The organism is Acinetobacter dispersus, from assembly GCF_009884975.1.
Lineage (GTDB): Bacteria > Pseudomonadota > Gammaproteobacteria > Pseudomonadales > Moraxellaceae > Acinetobacter > Acinetobacter dispersus.
Genome location: NZ_CP041970.1, coordinates 2,632,787 through 2,648,350 on the forward strand (window position 1 = coordinate 2,632,787; position 15,564 = coordinate 2,648,350).

The window sequence follows — 15,564 nt, forward strand, 5'->3', positions numbered from 1 at the left end:
CATCATTGATGAGGCTTTTTTATTGTCTACTCAATTTCTTTCTAAAAGATGACAACAGAACTGGTTTCACTCTAAGCATCCTTGCTTAAAGTCATCATGTGCTTAAATTATAAAAATGCTTCTAATACTGAATTTAAGAAAATATGTCCCTGCTCTGTACAAGCAATTCGCTGGCTATCCGCAATCAATAATTTTTTCTCGCGCAACCGCACTAGCTTTGGATTTAACTCATCCAGTTCAAGCCCAGTACGTTGAGCATAAAATGCTGCTGCAACACCTTCGTTTAAACGCAAAGCATTCATCATAAATTCAAAAGGTAATTCCTCAGCTTCGATACGCTTCATTTGCACATGCTCTGCAGGAACTTTAGCTAAATAATCTTTCGGCAACCGTGTTTTTTGAAAACGATAGACACCGTCCGGACGTGTCACCTTGCCATGTGCACCTGCGCCAATCGCCAGATAATCACCAAATTGCCAATAATTTAAATTATGCGCAGATGGCTTTTCCTTACGCCATGCTGAAACTTCATAATTCACATAACCATTAGCTTTTAAATACGCCTCACCCTGTTCTTGAATATGTTCTAAAACCTCATCTTGTGGCAATACAGGCTGAGTGCGGAAGAAAACCGTGTTTGGCTCAATGGTCAGTTGATACCAGCTAATATGCGTTGCACCATGCTCTACAGCCAATTTAAGATCCGTTAAGGCTTGTTCTTCTGTTTGTTGGGGTAAACCATGCATAAGATCAACATTAACACGCTCAAAGCCTGCTTGACGCGCCTGCTGAATCGCATCCAGTGCATTATTGGCTGAATGAATTCGACCAAGTCGCTGTAAATGTTCTGGATCAAAACTTTGTACGCCCAGTGATAAACGATTAATCCCCACCGCCAGATAATCGGCAAATGGATCATGCTCAACCGTACCTGGATTAGCTTCCAGTGTAATTTCACAGTCATCTTCAAAGTCTAAATGCGCTTTGAGTTGATCGAACAACCATTGATAACCTTGTGCAGAAATCAGTGACGGCGTACCACCACCAATAAATACACTGTGGATAGACCGCCCTTGCGCCATTTCAACCTGAGTCTCAAAGTCAGCCACCAATGCTTCAAGATATTGCTGTTCCAAGTCCATCGACAATTGCCCATCAGGAACAGCATGCGAATTAAAGTCACAATAAGGACATTTACGTACACACCAAGGCATATGAATATACAAAGACAGTGGAATATTTACTGGATTTAACAGACTCAAGATACAAGCTCAACAACAGAACCTGATTATTTTAACATGACTCGACTCGGCACGGTTGCCGCTTCGACGATACACACGGCTTATCATCCCCTATGTATTCAGTTAGACTGAGAACATAAAGAACAATTAGACCGATAATATGATGAAAATTTCCAGCCAATTGCTATTTATCCTTCCCCTTGCTTTAGGAATCGGGATTGCAATGGCCTTTCAAACGGCAATCAATGCACAGCTCCGAGAGTATCTCAACTCACCACTGCAAGCCGCCTTACTTTCCTTTTTGATTGGGACGATTATTCTAGCCCTATTAGTTTATTTCCAAGGTGCAGACAGACCCAGTTTAAGTGAACTTTCACAAATTCCATGGTTTCTTTGGTTAGGCGGCTGCCTTGGGGTTTATGCAATCAGTATGAGCATTTATACTGCACCTAAACTCGGATTTTTAACTTTTTCAGGTTTAGTGATTTTTGGACAATTGGTAATTTCCATGTTGATTGATCACTTTGGCTGGTTAGGTACAGACAAAACACCAATTAACTGGCAACGCCTACTGGGCAGTATTGTAATTTTTATTGGTGTGTTATTAACACTACAACGCTAATTCTCCCCCCATTTTAATAAGAGTATTTTTTGTGTCCCATGCCACAACCAAGCGATTTGAACTCAAACAGCTATTTCATTTGATGTTTCCAATTCTAATTACACAATTTGCCCAAGCTGGATTAGGTTTAATCGATACCATTATGGCAGGGCATCTTTCTGCTACGGATCTGGCAGCGATCGCAGTCGGTGTTGGTTTGTGGATTCCCATCATGCTGCTCTTTGCAGGAATCATGTTGGCAACAACACCTTTGGTTGCTGAGGCGCGTGGTGCAAGAACACCCGAAAAAATTCCAACCATTGCCCGACAGTCTCTATGGGTCGCTGTCATTCTCGGTATCGTAGCGATGCTAATTCTGCAATGTATGCCAATGTTCCTGCCCCTGTTTGGTGTGCCTGAAAGCTTAATACCGAAAGCAAGCCTGTTCTTACATGCGATTGGTTTTGGTATGCCTGCAGTCATGATGTATGCAGCACTGCGTAGTTATTCCGAAGCGTTGGGACATCCACGCCCTGTCACAGCCATTAGCTTGATTGCCTTATTGGTACTGATTCCGCTGAACTTTATCTTTATGTATGGCTTTGGACCAATTCCTGCACTAGGCAGCGCAGGTTGTGGTTTTGCAACGGCGATCTTGCAATGGCTCATGTTTATCACTTTAGCCATTTATATTTCCAAAGCAAAAGCCTATAAACAGGCGCCTATCTTCACCAAATGGGAAAGAATTGATCCAGTTTGGATTAAACGCATTTTAAAATTGGGTTTACCCATTGGACTTGCTGTATTTTTTGAAGTCAGTATTTTCAGTACCGGTGCAATTGTACTTGGCCCACTTGGTGAAAATGCGATTGCAGCTCACCAGATTGCAATTTCAGTCACTTCTCAGCTGTTTATGATCCCACTGTCCTTAGCGATTGCATTGACGATTCGTGTTGGCATGTATTATGGCGAACAAAACTGGCATGCAATGCGTCAAGTACAAATTGTGGGATTGATTACGGCCACGATCTTTGCAGCCTTGACCATGACATTGATTGCGCTTGCGCGTCCCTATATCGTGGCGATCTATACTACTGATATTAATGTCATTCCTGTTGCGATGTACTTACTCTGGTTCGCGATGGCCTATCAGTTGATGGACGCATGGCAAGTCAGTGCCGCAGGTTGTTTACGTGGTATGCAGGATACTCAGGCTCCTATGTGGATCACCTTGATGGCGTATTGGGTCATAGCATTCCCGATTGGTTTATACCTTGCTCGCTATACGGTTTGGGGTGCTGCTGGTGTCTGGCTCGGCCTGATTATTGGTTTAAGTATTGCCTGTGTTTTACTGATTGGTCGTTTATATTTTAACAATAAGCGTTTGATGCAAATGGCTAGCCCAAAGCTATAAACATGACCTTGTGTTAAAACCAAGCCTACAGAGGTGGCATGGATACTGCCTCTGTTAGGCCTCCAATACTGTCCATTTTGATCGTTAAAAATTAAAGTAAAGTCCGATACATCCTACATTCGACGGTCCTGATCAAAATTAAGTTATACAAATTTTTATTCTTTAATTCGGCCTCATTTCATACTTACATCACTTAACATTTTGTTATAGGCAATTTAAGTTTTGTCGCCTATGATCAAGATATCACTTTGAAACTAGATCGACCGAGGTCAAGCGCATATGGCAAAGCATGCAAGCTCTCCCAGTAGACGTTTTTTAAAACTGGCTGGCATGACCGCAAGTATTGCCAGTAAAAGTGTTGCCAATTCCATTCGAAATCTCACGGCAGACGAAGAACAAAAAAACGCTGCACGTAGCAAACTGTTTCAAGACATTGGTTTACAGATTGCAGATACATTGGGAGAAATGAAAGGCGCAGTAATGAAAGTTGGGCAAATCGCCTCACAATATAAAGATATTTTCCCACCAGAAGTGGCAAAGGCTATAGCCAAACTACAACGTCAAGCCCCTGCCATGCCCTTTTCTGCCATTCAGCAACAAGTTGAAAAAGAGTTGGGCAAACCTTTAAACCAGATTTTTAGCTCTTTTGAAGTAGAACCTTTTGCTGCTGCCTCAATTGGACAAGTACACCGTGCAGTACTACCAGACGGTCAAGCTGTGGTGGTGAAAGTGCAATATCCTGGGGTGGATCAAGCCTGTGAAAGTGATTTAAAACAAGTCCGTCTCGCTTTACGCTTAATGGGCGTGTTAAAGATTGATAAGAAGCTGCAAGATCAACTGTTTCAGGAAATTCAAGACAGCCTTTCTGCGGAACTGAATTATGAAATTGAAGCACAAAACCTAGAAGTCTTTAAAACCTTCCATGAAAAGCTCGATGATCAAATCATTATCCCAACTGTATATAAAGATTATTCTTCTCGTCGTGTACTCACGCTTAGTCTTGAACAAGGTGAATCCATCGAAACGGCAAGTACATGGTCGGTTGAAACACGTAATCAAATTGGTCGTCGTCTGATTCGTGCTTTAGGACAGGAAATGTTTTTCTTAAAGCGTTTCCATTGTGACCCGCATCCAGGCAACTTTGCTTTCCGTGCAGATGGCAGCGTGATTATTTATGATTACGGCAGCGTAAAAACCCTTTCACCTGAAATCATTCAGCATTTCAAAGCACTGGTGAATGCTGCTCGCCAAGAAGATATTGCTCAGGTTGAAGATCTGCTGGTGGAATTACATTCGATTGCTGAAAAGCAGAAATTCCCAAGTGAGTTATATACACAATGGATTGAAATCCTGTTGCGTCCTCTAAGCACACATTATGATTTTGCCGAAAACTCATCACATCACGATGGTATACGTCTGGTCAAACAATCATTGAAATACTGGGATGTGTTTAAACCCTCTCCAGATACCCTCATGGTTAATCGAACTATTTCAGGACATTATTGGAATCTCATTCACCTCAAAGTGCATGACAATCTCAATGATTTGTTTGAAGAATTAGTTCCAAACTAGTCCATATAAAAATGCCAATCATCTGATTGGCATTTTTATGAACTCATTTATTTTAGCCCATCAATTTTCGTTATTTTTTCCCCATACTCGATAAAGTATGAGGCAATTGAACCAATACAATCACATGATCAAAGCTAGGTTTTTCGGTACTTGCCGATCAGCTATTTAAAAATAAGTGCCAACAAAACTTGAAATGAAGAAGATTGACTTCACATATTGTTATGTTATAACATTTCCACAAATAATAGGAGTCATTCAAAATGCGTAAAGGTATTCATCCAACCTATCAACAAGTGCTGTTTCACGATACCAATGCGGATACTTATTTCTTAATTGGTAGTACCCTGCAAAGCAAACAAACTCGTGAATATCAAGGTAAAGTTTATCCATACGTGACCCTTGATATTTCAAGTGCATCACATCCGTTTTATACAGGTGAAGTACGTCAGGCAAGTAATGAAGGACGTGTCGCAAGCTTTAACAAACGCTTTGCACGTTTCAATCGCAATAGTTAATCTTCTGTTAAGTTTCACATATTAAGCTGTAAACATTAGAAGTCTAAGGCTATCTCTCCTCCACTTAGACTTCTTTTTTTATACCTAACGTTTACCCTCTAAGAATCCGTCGTTGCTTGTCCAACTACACCAAACTCAATTGGTGTTTTGACATAGAACAAAGAAACTTCTTTATCATTCAAATAATTCATTAATTCGACTGCCTGCTCATTTGTTACTGCGAACTGGATCTGTACAGGTCGATCAGCCAACTCAAAGAAACTGGCAGAATGAAACAAACCATGATGATCAACGCCTTCCAGTCCAGCGAGCACCGTCGCGCCACGTAAATTCATTTGTTTTGCGACAGACAATAACCATTCGCTGATCGGTTGTCCCTGATAGTTACGATTCTGGGCGGTATAAAAAGTAATTAAAAATCCATTCATTATCGTTGCTCCTCAACTATGCAGCACTCAGCCATTGATGCAAACTCATGCCTAAAATCGTAAATAGCAACGACCCAAGTACATGAATCAGAATCGCTGCACAGGCATAACCCAACTTACCACTTTGCAATAACGCAAGAATCTCGGCAGAAAAGGTCGAAAAGGTGGTTAATGCACCACAAAAGCCTGTGATTACAAACAGCTTGTAATTAGGACTCAATGAGCTTTGAGAAAAATAGGAAATTGCAAAACCAATAATAAAGCCACCAACAAAATTGACTGTGACCGTACCCAAAGGAATCGTTGGAAAGATCGGATTCAGTTTTAGCCCCAAAAACCAACGCAGCCATGCGCCGAGTACCGAGCCTAAAGCGATTGAAAGTAATGGATAGTACATGACTTACTCCAAAGACAATGTTGGAGTGAAAGAATAGGGTGACATGGATTTATAGCTATTGTTTTGAAGAATTTTCATTGGCGAACTCCAAAAATGGGAACAGAGCACGCACGAACCTACGCCCCCTGTTCAGGGTAACGTAGGCATCATTAGCCATTATGGCGGTTTGTGACAGGAGGAATGCCATCTCCTTTGCTCTAAAATAACATATTTTTTGGGCAACTCAACCCATGTTTTGATGCTGAATGACGCTGTGTATAAACATCAACTTATCCACAGCTTATTCCGATGTTGCTAAAACTTTTTCCCCAACCACATAGAAATCTAATGCAGGTACGACAAAAGCGAAGGCTTCTGTCTCCTGGTCTAAACCGAATTGTTGCAATAATTTGGGTGCTTGTAATGCACGAACCTGAGCAGCTTGAATCTGTTGAAACTGAAACGGCATCTGAATATCCCCTTGCGACATTCGAGTCGGTTGATCGACCCATTCTGTCCATGCATGGTCTTGATCAACTAAGAATTGAACAGCGGCATCCCATGATGGAAATAGCATTTCCCATGAAGTAGGTAATTGCTTTTGCTTCGTTATCTGCACATCGCTGATCAAGGCATAATCCTTATCAACGCTAATTTCAGTATGGATACTGCCTTGTTGCTCATCAAGTTGATGTTGAAACACCGAAGCATATTGTGCTGGCATCACATCACTGGCAAAACGGCCACCAATCACATATAAGGACTGATCGACGATTACCTGTTCAAAAATCACGGTCTTTGGATGCGGCTCATCCAAATAAAAGCGCCAGTTACTTTGTCGAGGTGAAGGCATTAACTGACGTAATTTTCCCAAGAAACTGAAACCAAAATGATGATGCTGATAAGTCAGAATGGTAAAAATGGTTTTCCCATCTTTTTCCCATAAGAGTACATCTTTCGGATAGCGCTGACGGACCTGTTCAACATCCACCAGCCACGATAAATACACAATATTGCTGACCTGACTCTGCAAAGGCATAAACGGCAATATGCGCATCATCAAACGGCGCAGTTGCAATAGGAAACAGCAACTAAAAACGGGAGCGAGAAAGCGCAATAAGCGTTTGGATGGCGGTAATTTAAAGTCATGTCGATTCATTATTATTCAACGCATTCATAAGCATTCTGAGCATAAACCGCCAGCGCTATAACGTCTAGTTCGGATATCTATCGACTTCTATTCTACATTTTCAATGTTATGATGCTGCCATTGATTCAATAAACATGGAATTTTGAAATGGCTCAAAGCTTATTGGCGCAACTTAAAGATGGCTCGGCAAAATTTGCTGATGTATTGGCATTTATCGAAGCACGTTATCAACACACTCCAACAGCCTTTCAAAATGGCGCACAGTCAAATGCAGCCACTGAGAACCAAGGCAGTGCCAAAGTACTTAGCTTTGCAAAAATTGAAGGTTTGAGCCAAGCAGAGACGTTAAATTTATTTGCAGAACATTATGCTTCTGTACTGGCGACCCCTGAGGCGACTGATCACCAGAATATTCGTCAATTCATGCAACACGGTTGGGATGGCGTGAAGTTTGAAGGTGAAGCTTTAGCTGCAAAATAAGAAAAGGAGGCGCAAAGCCTCCTTTTTTATTGCTTCTATTCGATGGCTAGGGTCTTGTCAATTTTCGCAAGTCGGTGGTTAAACTATAAAAATCACCACCCATTTTCCCGACACTGTCCAGTTGCTGTTGATCAATTATCTGTCCATCCCAAAGCCGATCATCAACATAAATCGACTTCACATCCAGCAAAGCCACTGTACCACCCGATGGAAGCGTACTGAGTTGCAGAACTTCCCTTAGCTGGCACTCATAGCGAATAGGTGCATCTTTGACAGATAAAGCTGCAACTGTATGGCTTGGTTCAGCCTCAATATTGGCAAAATCAAATTCACTTTGCTCTGGTGGCAATAAAGCACAGGATAAATTCATCTTTTCCAGCAATGCTGAATTCACAATATGCACGACACATTCTCGTGTATCGATCAAATTGCGAATGGTATCTTTATCCTGACCATTTCTTGGATTGACTTGTGAATACCATAAAATGGGTGGATTACAGCTGGCAACATTAAAAAATGAATAAGGTGCAATATTTGCTACGCCATCTACAGAAAGCGTACTAATCCATGCAATCGGTCGAGGTGAAATCCCACCAACCAATAAGCGGTAGATATCATTTGCTTGTAAATCTGAAGTCTCAAAAATCATCGCAAAAATACATCCAGTTTAAGGACGTTCAGCGTATTGCGGTAAATCATCTACGATACAATCCCACTCTGCTTTAGACGCAGCAAAAATGTGCATGCTTGGCTTTTGCTGTAATGGTGTATCCAGAGTTCCGATTCTTAAACGATAAAGCTCAGGCTGTGCATCCCGTGAACTGACCAGTGGAGAACCACATTCGCCACAGAACCAGCGATACACCCCAGATGCAGCAAACTTTTTAACTAGCGCTTCACCCTGTACGATTTTAAACGCTGTGCTGCTAATCGGTGCATTGGTTGCATAGGCCGTACCATTGGCTTTTCGGCAACGTTGACAATGGCATTGTATGATCTCACCAATTTCACCATGAATCTCATAATGAATCCCATCACATAAACAACTGCCACGATAGACCGATGAAGCTTGAGACATATCCCTATTCCTGATGAACATTTACTCAAAACTAGCATTTTTAAATGCTGAATCACAAGGCAAATCTGCTCAAGAAATATAATGTGATTCAAGGGAAATCACACAGCCCCTTTAACCTTAACTGATCAAAGCAGAAAATACCCCAATGATCAAAACGTAGAACAGAATAGGCAATCCTAAAAACCAAAATTTTGCCCAGCCATTGGTATGAAACACTTGGGTAGCCCCGCGGTAACTCACCCAACATGACAAGAATAAAAATGGAACTGAAATAAAGCCTAAAATTGTAGATTGATTATAGGCTTCAATATAATTTGGATATAAAAATGTTTGGATCGCAGTTGTAATCACGATCGGCAAAGCAAAGACAAACGATTGCAGCACATAGACATGTCGGGCAAGTTGTGGATCAGCCTCTTTAGCACCTGAAAACTGTAGTCTTTTCTTATACCACCAGCCTTGAATCAACCAGCCAAATGCAGCAGAAATAATCCCCATACCCAGCACCCATACCCAGTAACTTGACCAAAAATCCACAGCTGAGCTCATGAAAGAGGTTCTATTTGTTGTTTCGGCACGTAATAGCTGCTGATCGATTCGGTCCATCACCGTCACCATACCAATTAAGTAAGCAATCACAATAATGCTTTGATGATGATAGGTTTTAGATTGTGAAAAGAATTTTTTCGGTTGAAAAAATAAAGTGATCACTTGCTTCGGTTGCAATGGTTTTATTATTACGTTGTCTTGTGTTTCTACAATCGGCTCAATATTCATATACCCTCTTCATCAATTGATTTAGATTATTTTTATTCAATTATTTTAGCTTATTTTATCATTTGATAAATGTATTGACCCCTTCTGCTGCCGCTCTTCCCGTCGCAAAACAGGCTGTCAGTAAATAGCCACCTGTGGGTGCATCCCAATCCAGCATTTCACCACAGCAAAATACATAAGGGTTCGATTGCAATTGCAGTTGTGGGGATACAGCAGTTTGCTTCACACCACCGGCACAGCTGATGGCCTCTTCGATTGGACGGAAACCATCCAAAGGAATACTCAACTGCTTAATTTGCTGAGCCATTTGCTTGGCATCTGACCATAAGCTTTTTTCGACAATTTCTCGAAGTAAACTAATTTTGACAGTGTCCAAACCTGCTTTACGCCAGAGATTGGTCAAAGACTGCTTTTTATTGCCCTGTAATTTCTTTCCTAATTGATCAATGCTGATATCAGGCAGTAAATCCAGATGTAATTGTAAACGCTTTTTTTGGGCAAGCTGTGCTCTGAGATCACGACCCAATTTATAAATCACGCCACTCTCAAAGCCGTAGTGAGTAATGATGATATCGCCATGAGTTTGCTGTTCGGATTGCACCCATGCATTGACACGCTTCAACGGCTGACCGAAGCACGCCTGCATGAACGGTGACCATGTTTTCAGAACACCAGCATTACTGGCTTGGAAAGGCTCAATTTCATTTTTTGAGAGCCATGGCTGCCAAGCACCATCACTGCCCAATTGTGACCATGACACCGCCCCACAGGCCAAAATAATGGCATCATACGTTGCACTAAAGTGCTCTGTTTGGTTCTCAATCGTGAGATGATTATGCGATAAATCCACACAACGATGACGATAATGAAAATGCACACCATTAGCCATTAATCGTTTTAACCACGCACGGAGTAAGGGGGCAGCTTTCATTTCAATCGGGAAAACCCGACCAGAGCTACCGATATAAGATTCGATCCCAAGTCCTTGCATCCAGTTCTGAATCCACTGCGCATCCCATTGCTTAATCCATGGACCCAGCCATTCTGCACGATCATAACGTTGTATAAACGTATCCACAGGCTCAGCATGTGAAATGTTTAAACCTGTTTTACCCGCCATTAAAAACTTGCGTGCCGCCGAAGGCTTTTGTTCGAACACATCAATTTCATAGTCATATTGGCTTAGAACTTCAGCAGCCATCAACCCTGCTGGGCCTGCACCAATAATTGCAACACGCTTAGGCATCAGCTTGCTCTTGAGCATTTTGACCTTGTAACGGTTCAAAATCATCAAAGCGGGTTGTATAGCCTTCTGGTTTTCGAATGATTAACTGTTGGCACAATTCACCACGCTCTAAATATTTGATTTCAAAATGTGTTCGGGCAGAATCTGCTGCAATTTTTTGCTTTTCATGCGGCAGCTTCCACAATTCAATCAATTGTTGTTCTGCTTCATCAATATATTCAGGAATATTACTCGCCAAAGTAATTGTGCCATTCGGCTGAAGACGAGACAGTAGAAACTCAAAGAACGGCATATTCAGCCAACGCTGCGCAGGATTATGCGGTTCGGGATTCGGATAGAGAATAAAAAATTGTTCAACTTGTGCAGGGAATAAGGCATGCACCACCCAAGGAAGTGCATCTGCATGAATCGGATTTAAATATTCACGTGGTTCTAATTGATGCTGTTTCTGCATTGCCACAAATTTTTCTTTGGTTCGCTCAATTGCATACAACGTGGTGTGCGGATTTTGCCCAGTAAACAATAAGGCATGTTTACCTTTTCCTGCCCCAATCTCAACGCAGATCGGCGTGTTAGGAATGGCTATAAAATCACGGGGGGCTTGCATACGTTGTGCTTGAAATTGACGAATCGACATAATCTCATCAAACTATCTAGAAATCGGCATAAGTCTAACAACTCACCTTACTTTTGCCTAATCTATTTGCTCTATGTTTTAGGAATTTTCTATGTCACGTACATTCCCCTGCCCGCGTTGCGGTGAAGCCAGCACTTGGGAAGATAATCAATCTCGTCCTTTCTGTTCAGAACGCTGTAAGTTGATTGATCTTGGTGCCTGGGCCAGTGATGAATATAAACTGCCTACACAAGATGCGCCACAAGCAGACCGCAAACGCAATGAAGATGATTATGAAGACTAATCATCTTCATTTTTCAAAAAATAAAATTAAATATTGATCATCTTAGATTTATTTTAATAAAAATTTACATATTTTAGATATGTGATTTACATCACGGTAATTTACTTTTTTATGACCCTGTGCAAATCTTAAGCTATACATTGTATTGAATAAAAATAGCAAATAACACGACAACTTATCGCTCACACTGATCCAGCTTTACTCTAAATTTTATAGGGATCAGTTTGTTTAATAAAAATATTTAGACTTACCAGGATGTAATAATGAATCAGTATATTCCCTATCAACTGAAGGTTTTGGTCAACCAAATCGATCCAAACTTAGATGCCAATTGGCAGACTCATTTACAGGCACTTTTTGTCACATGCTCTCATGAAGACTGCGAAAATATCTGCCAACAGATATTGCAACTCAAAAAAATCCATTGGAATCGAAAAGAAAATAGCTTCTGCTATTTGGCCAAACATGACATCAATCTACTGGCAGAAAAAATTCAAGATGCACCCATGAAGGTATTGGTCAGAACCATTGCAAACTCCTTAGAGAAATTAAAACAATACAATGATATCTATGCAATTTCTGATTATTTAGAGAATATGCTGAGTCAAATCCATCGGATTAATACCGAAGATGACTTTGATCTACAAGAACAAAAAAAACAGGTGCTAAAAGAATTTATTTATGCTGCAGCACAAATCATCTTGGCAAAAGAACTGATCCAATTACCTCGCAATCAACGCAATATCAATACGGACATCATCAAGACTTTTATTAGCGAAGTATTTTTAAAACAACAACTACTCAAATATTCTTTTAACATCGTTCGTGCTCATCAACTACGAGAAGAAAAGCCGCATATTCTTAAATATTTTTTATATAAACAGCAGAAATCTAGACAACTGGATATCGTTAGAACCTCTAGATATATTTTTGCACTCGCTCCGAGCAAGGAAGGATTAACAAATACATTTTCAATTCGACGCTTTTTACAAGAAGAACAATTTGAAGCCTGCGAAAACGTTTACTTCAATTCTGCCATTTTAGATTTAGATCAGATTGAAAACGAATCCCATCATGAACAGTTTCAATGGCAAGTAAGCCACATCATTACCATTGATAAACAGGTCAACCAATATGTTTCTGATGTGGTCCGCCAAATCGAACTGTATGCCAATAAAACTCTGATTCCATTTTTGATGGAACCTCTCAATCCTCAGGGCGTGTTTATTGAAAAGTTGGTTGAACAGCGACTGATTGATTTTGAACAAAAGTTATGTCGCCATATTCTTGAACCAATTGCAGATGCCTTAAAACATGCTGTTCATCATAGTGATGAATGCAGCTACCTGTATCTGAGTGTCAAACAAACACTGGACGATCTAATTAGCCACTTTATTGAATTTCACTCTCAGCCTTCAATCATCTTCAATAAACAGGTCAATTTGTTCATCGCCCGACTTAAGTCTTATGCCACCTTATTGCAAAAACGACATGCCGATGTGTTTACTGTATTTTCGTATGAGGATTGGAAAAAACACCACGCAGAAGCACTGGAACCAACCAATATTCTCAAAGATCTCAGCGCAAGTTCCTTACAAGAATATAAAGATGCCTTTTCAGAATTAAAGGAAAATCAACGCCAACTCAAACAAAGCGCGTCATTTCTCAGTAAGCTACTGAATAAACCTCAGAAAATTAAAGATAATATTATCAAGTTAAAAGAAAAAACCACGCAAATCAAAAGACATGCGCATCAGGAAATTATTCGTATTCAACGGCGCTTTCCATCATTGATTGTGTATTTAGAGTTTGAGTCGCTCATCTCAATCAATCATAAAGAACGCCATTATGCTTTTCCTACAGGCGACAATGGCATTACGCGATTACCGATTTTGATTCAAATCCCAGAAGATAAAGCGTCTTTTGACTTACAAACAATTTGTAATAGTTTGAATTTTGATGTGAATCTTGCTAATCAAAAATGGCTGGAAACAATTTGAACCACAAGCTTCTGTATAAATTCCAATCTTTATACAGAAGCTGAAATCAAAGATTAACCTGCTTTACTGGCAACAAATGGGTTAAATTGCTTCTCATAGCCAATGGTACTCATTGGCCCATGTCCTGAAATAAATTGCGTTTCATCTGGCAGGCTAAAGCATTCGCGTTGAATCGAATCTAATAGCTGCTGGTGATTGCCTTTTGGGAAATCTGTACGCCCAATCGAACCCTTAAACAGTACATCGCCAGTCCACAACAAGCCATGTTTGGCGTTATAGAACATCACGTGGCCTGGGGTATGTCCTGGCGCAAAACGCACTTCAAACTCATCATCACCCAACTTTAATACTTCGCCACCTTCAAGCCATTGATCTACTTTTACAGGTTGCGGGATTGGGAAACCATAACGAGCCGAGACTTCCTGAATCATATCCAACCAGAACTGGTCTTCTTTGTGCGGGCCAATCACAGGGATCTTCCACGCTTCAGCCAACTCACCGACTGCACCTGCATGATCAAGATGTCCATGGGTCAACCATAGTGCTTTCACTTTTAAGCCCAAGCTTTCTACTTCTTTTTTAAGTACCGCAGCATCACCGCCCGCATCAATCAAAATCGCTTCTTTGCTTTCACTGTCCCACAAGATTGAGCAGTTTTGGGCAAATGCAGTAACAGGGACAATTTTGACTTGTAGCATAGAAACCTCTGGCGAAATAAAGCGTCGATTTAACGATGGGCTAAGGTATGAGTGAGTGCGTCAAGATTAGCCTGAACCAGACTGGCAAGCAAATCTATATGGGCCTGATCTGCATTCAAGGCAGCAATATAGGCATAATCTCCACCACCTGCATACTGGAAAATCTCTTTATTTTGCATTGCCAACTCTTCCAGCGTTTCTAGACAATCGGCTGAAAATGCAGGACTAATCACCTGCACAGACTGAACTTTTTGCTCGCCCCATTGTTGTAATAGTTGGTCGGTATACGGTTTGACCCACTCTTGTTTGCCAAAACGAGATTGAAAGCTGATTGCCCATTCATGCTCTTGCAGATGTAAAGCCTCTGCCACCAGACGCGCAGTCATTCGACAACGATCGGCATAAGGATCACCTTTATCGGCATAAGGCTGAGGAATACCGTGGAACGACATGAGTAATTTTTCAGGTTTTCCATGCTGCAATTGATAATTTAATACACTATCTACCAAAGCCTGAATAAACAGAGGATGCTGATAATAATCCTTAATCAGGGTAATACCAGGTAAGTGGCGCTGCTGTGGAATCCATTTGGCAAAGGCATCGTATAAAGGTGCAGTTGAGGTCGCAGAATATTGCGGGAACAAGGGTAATAAAATGACATGCTCTTGTGGGGTTTGCGCCAGTTGATCAAGTACATCATGAATACTGGGTTGACCATAAGTCATTGCAGGGACAACGCTAAGATCAAACTGATGATTTTCTTCTTGTAGACGCTGCTTAATCAGCAGTGTTTGTTCCAATACAATTTCACGCATTGGCGAGTCATTTGACCAAACCGAAGCATAAGCTTCAGCCACACGTTTTGGACGAAAGGTCAGGACAAATAAGTGCAGGATGATCCACCAAAGCAGTTTTGGAATCTCGATCACACGTGTATCAGATAAAAATTGCTTCAGAAAGCGTCGTACAGCTGGCACAGTAGCTGCATCAGGCGTTCCCAAATTTGCCAGAATCACCGTCACTTTAGGTTTTTGTGTCGCTAACATAGACCGCATCCGCTTTTCATTG

The 15,564-nt window shown here is 41.0% G+C and carries 18 protein-coding genes and 1 riboswitch; of the genes, 7 read left to right on the forward strand and 11 right to left on the reverse strand.

Annotation, left to right across the window (positions count from 1 at the left end):
* Nucleotides 1-107 precede the first annotated feature (107 nt).
* On the reverse strand, nt 108-1,262 hold the full coding sequence (hemW, locus tag FPL17_RS12065; protein WP_151715533.1) for a radical SAM family heme chaperone HemW: 1,155 nt from the start codon (nt 1,260-1,262) through the stop codon (nt 108-110).
* Between the two features lie 139 nt (nt 1,263-1,401).
* Between hemW and FPL17_RS12070 the strand changes: the two genes are divergently transcribed.
* The 4 genes from FPL17_RS12070 to FPL17_RS12085 all read left to right on the forward strand — a co-directional run bounded on the left by FPL17_RS12070 (nt 1,402) and on the right by FPL17_RS12085 (nt 5,343).
* Entirely contained in the window at nt 1,402-1,863 is a 462-nt protein-coding gene (locus FPL17_RS12070) for a DMT family transporter (RefSeq protein WP_005210256.1), read from the forward strand.
* A 31-nt stretch (nt 1,864-1,894) separates the two neighbouring features.
* Nucleotides 1,895-3,256, forward strand: a complete 1,362-nt coding sequence (locus tag FPL17_RS12075) for an MATE family efflux transporter (protein ID WP_151715534.1) — start codon at nt 1,895-1,897, stop codon at nt 3,254-3,256.
* 279 nt (nt 3,257-3,535) lie between these two features.
* Nucleotides 3,536-4,828, forward strand: a complete 1,293-nt coding sequence (locus tag FPL17_RS12080) for an ABC1 kinase family protein (protein ID WP_151715535.1) — start codon at nt 3,536-3,538, stop codon at nt 4,826-4,828.
* 260 nt (nt 4,829-5,088) lie between these two features.
* Nucleotides 5,089-5,343: a type B 50S ribosomal protein L31 gene (locus FPL17_RS12085; RefSeq protein ID WP_005155032.1), complete on the forward strand. Its 255-nt coding sequence runs from the start codon at nt 5,089-5,091 to the stop codon at nt 5,341-5,343.
* A gap of 98 nt (nt 5,344-5,441) precedes the next feature.
* On the opposite strand, the gene FPL17_RS12090 is transcribed toward FPL17_RS12085, so the two are convergent.
* The 3 genes from FPL17_RS12090 to FPL17_RS12105 form a co-directional block, all read right to left on the reverse strand.
* Nucleotides 5,442-5,771 (reverse strand): DUF190 domain-containing protein, encoded by a 330-nt coding sequence (locus FPL17_RS12090; protein WP_151715536.1) that lies wholly within the window; start codon nt 5,769-5,771, stop codon nt 5,442-5,444.
* 16 nt (nt 5,772-5,787) lie between these two features.
* The gene (gene crcB, locus FPL17_RS12095; RefSeq protein WP_005192109.1) at nt 5,788-6,168 is read right to left on the reverse strand and encodes a fluoride efflux transporter CrcB; all 381 of its coding nucleotides are present in this window, start codon (nt 6,166-6,168) and stop codon (nt 5,788-5,790) included.
* 133 nt (nt 6,169-6,301) lie between these two features.
* Nucleotides 6,302-6,368, reverse strand: a riboswitch (Fluoride riboswitch).
* An 80-nt stretch (nt 6,369-6,448) separates the two neighbouring features.
* On the reverse strand, nt 6,449-7,306 hold the full coding sequence (locus FPL17_RS12105; protein ID WP_159885273.1) for a DUF2071 domain-containing protein: 858 nt from the start codon (nt 7,304-7,306) through the stop codon (nt 6,449-6,451).
* 138 nt (nt 7,307-7,444) lie between these two features.
* Here FPL17_RS12105 and FPL17_RS12110 point away from each other — a divergent pair, with 138 nt between their 5' ends.
* Entirely contained in the window at nt 7,445-7,777 is a 333-nt protein-coding gene (locus tag FPL17_RS12110) for a HopJ type III effector protein (RefSeq protein ID WP_005210246.1), read from the forward strand.
* A gap of 46 nt (nt 7,778-7,823) precedes the next feature.
* On the opposite strand, the gene FPL17_RS12115 is transcribed toward FPL17_RS12110, so the two are convergent.
* The 5 genes from FPL17_RS12115 to FPL17_RS12135 all read right to left on the reverse strand — a co-directional run bounded on the left by FPL17_RS12115 (nt 7,824) and on the right by FPL17_RS12135 (nt 11,515).
* Nucleotides 7,824-8,426 carry a flavin reductase family protein gene (locus FPL17_RS12115; protein WP_159885275.1) on the reverse strand — a complete coding sequence of 201 codons (603 nt, stop codon included), beginning with the start codon at nt 8,424-8,426 and terminating at the stop codon, nt 7,824-7,826.
* Between the two features lie 18 nt (nt 8,427-8,444).
* On the reverse strand, nt 8,445-8,855 hold the full coding sequence (locus FPL17_RS12120; RefSeq protein ID WP_159885277.1) for a GFA family protein: 411 nt from the start codon (nt 8,853-8,855) through the stop codon (nt 8,445-8,447).
* A 117-nt stretch (nt 8,856-8,972) separates the two neighbouring features.
* Entirely contained in the window at nt 8,973-9,632 is a 660-nt protein-coding gene (locus tag FPL17_RS12125; protein WP_159885279.1) for a hypothetical protein, read from the reverse strand.
* A 58-nt stretch (nt 9,633-9,690) separates the two neighbouring features.
* Nucleotides 9,691-10,878: a TIGR03862 family flavoprotein gene (locus FPL17_RS12130; protein ID WP_159885281.1), complete on the reverse strand. Its 1,188-nt coding sequence runs from the start codon at nt 10,876-10,878 to the stop codon at nt 9,691-9,693.
* Nucleotides 10,871-11,515, reverse strand: a complete 645-nt coding sequence (locus FPL17_RS12135) for a class I SAM-dependent methyltransferase (RefSeq protein ID WP_159885282.1) — start codon at nt 11,513-11,515, stop codon at nt 10,871-10,873. The genes FPL17_RS12130 and FPL17_RS12135 overlap by 8 nt, the downstream gene beginning before the upstream one ends.
* Nucleotides 11,516-11,606: 91 nt before the next feature.
* Between FPL17_RS12135 and FPL17_RS12140 the strand changes: the two genes are divergently transcribed.
* Both FPL17_RS12140 and FPL17_RS12145 read left to right on the forward strand, forming a co-directional pair.
* Entirely contained in the window at nt 11,607-11,798 is a 192-nt protein-coding gene (locus tag FPL17_RS12140) for a DNA gyrase inhibitor YacG (RefSeq protein ID WP_159885284.1), read from the forward strand.
* Between the two features lie 263 nt (nt 11,799-12,061).
* Nucleotides 12,062-13,798 carry a hypothetical protein gene (locus FPL17_RS12145; RefSeq protein WP_159885286.1) on the forward strand — a complete coding sequence of 579 codons (1,737 nt, stop codon included), beginning with the start codon at nt 12,062-12,064 and terminating at the stop codon, nt 13,796-13,798.
* Nucleotides 13,799-13,851: 53 nt separating this feature from the next.
* Here the strand turns inward: FPL17_RS12145 and FPL17_RS12150 are convergent, their stop codons facing one another.
* Together FPL17_RS12150 and hemH are read right to left on the reverse strand one after the other, a co-directional pair.
* Nucleotides 13,852-14,496, reverse strand: coding sequence for an MBL fold metallo-hydrolase (locus FPL17_RS12150; protein ID WP_005192094.1), 645 nt, complete (start codon nt 14,494-14,496; stop codon nt 13,852-13,854).
* A gap of 29 nt (nt 14,497-14,525) precedes the next feature.
* A complete protein-coding gene (hemH, locus tag FPL17_RS12155) occupies nt 14,526-15,542 on the reverse strand; it encodes a ferrochelatase (protein WP_159886854.1) in 1,017 nt (338 codons plus the stop codon).
* Nucleotides 15,543-15,564 lie beyond the last annotated feature (22 nt).

What these genes read in the sequence shown, in the direction of transcription:
- FPL17_RS12150 (WP_005192094.1), bottom strand. Translation starts at nt 14,496, where the DNA reads ATGCTACAAGTCAAAATTGTCCCTGTTACTGCATTTGCCCAAAACTGC.
- FPL17_RS12130 (WP_159885281.1), bottom strand. Translation starts at nt 10,878, where the DNA reads ATGCCTAAGCGTGTTGCAATTATTGGTGCAGGCCCAGCAGGGTTGATG.
- crcB (WP_005192109.1), bottom strand. Translation starts at nt 6,168, where the DNA reads ATGTACTATCCATTACTTTCAATCGCTTTAGGCTCGGTACTCGGCGCA.
- FPL17_RS12115 (WP_159885275.1), bottom strand. Translation starts at nt 8,426, where the DNA reads ATGATTTTTGAGACTTCAGATTTACAAGCAAATGATATCTACCGCTTA.
- FPL17_RS12085 (WP_005155032.1), top strand. Translation starts at nt 5,089, where the DNA reads ATGCGTAAAGGTATTCATCCAACCTATCAACAAGTGCTGTTTCACGAT.
- hemH (WP_159886854.1), bottom strand. Translation starts at nt 15,542, where the DNA reads ATGTTAGCGACACAAAAACCTAAAGTGACGGTGATTCTGGCAAATTTG.
- FPL17_RS12090 (WP_151715536.1), bottom strand. Translation starts at nt 5,771, where the DNA reads ATGAATGGATTTTTAATTACTTTTTATACCGCCCAGAATCGTAACTAT.
- FPL17_RS12105 (WP_159885273.1), bottom strand. Translation starts at nt 7,306, where the DNA reads ATGAATCGACATGACTTTAAATTACCGCCATCCAAACGCTTATTGCGC.
- FPL17_RS12120 (WP_159885277.1), bottom strand. Translation starts at nt 8,855, where the DNA reads ATGTCTCAAGCTTCATCGGTCTATCGTGGCAGTTGTTTATGTGATGGG.
- FPL17_RS12140 (WP_159885284.1), top strand. Translation starts at nt 11,607, where the DNA reads ATGTCACGTACATTCCCCTGCCCGCGTTGCGGTGAAGCCAGCACTTGG.
- FPL17_RS12145 (WP_159885286.1), top strand. Translation starts at nt 12,062, where the DNA reads ATGAATCAGTATATTCCCTATCAACTGAAGGTTTTGGTCAACCAAATC.
- FPL17_RS12135 (WP_159885282.1), bottom strand. Translation starts at nt 11,515, where the DNA reads ATGTCGATTCGTCAATTTCAAGCACAACGTATGCAAGCCCCCCGTGAT.
- FPL17_RS12110 (WP_005210246.1), top strand. Translation starts at nt 7,445, where the DNA reads ATGGCTCAAAGCTTATTGGCGCAACTTAAAGATGGCTCGGCAAAATTT.
- FPL17_RS12080 (WP_151715535.1), top strand. Translation starts at nt 3,536, where the DNA reads ATGGCAAAGCATGCAAGCTCTCCCAGTAGACGTTTTTTAAAACTGGCT.
- FPL17_RS12070 (WP_005210256.1), top strand. Translation starts at nt 1,402, where the DNA reads ATGATGAAAATTTCCAGCCAATTGCTATTTATCCTTCCCCTTGCTTTA.
- FPL17_RS12125 (WP_159885279.1), bottom strand. Translation starts at nt 9,632, where the DNA reads ATGAATATTGAGCCGATTGTAGAAACACAAGACAACGTAATAATAAAA.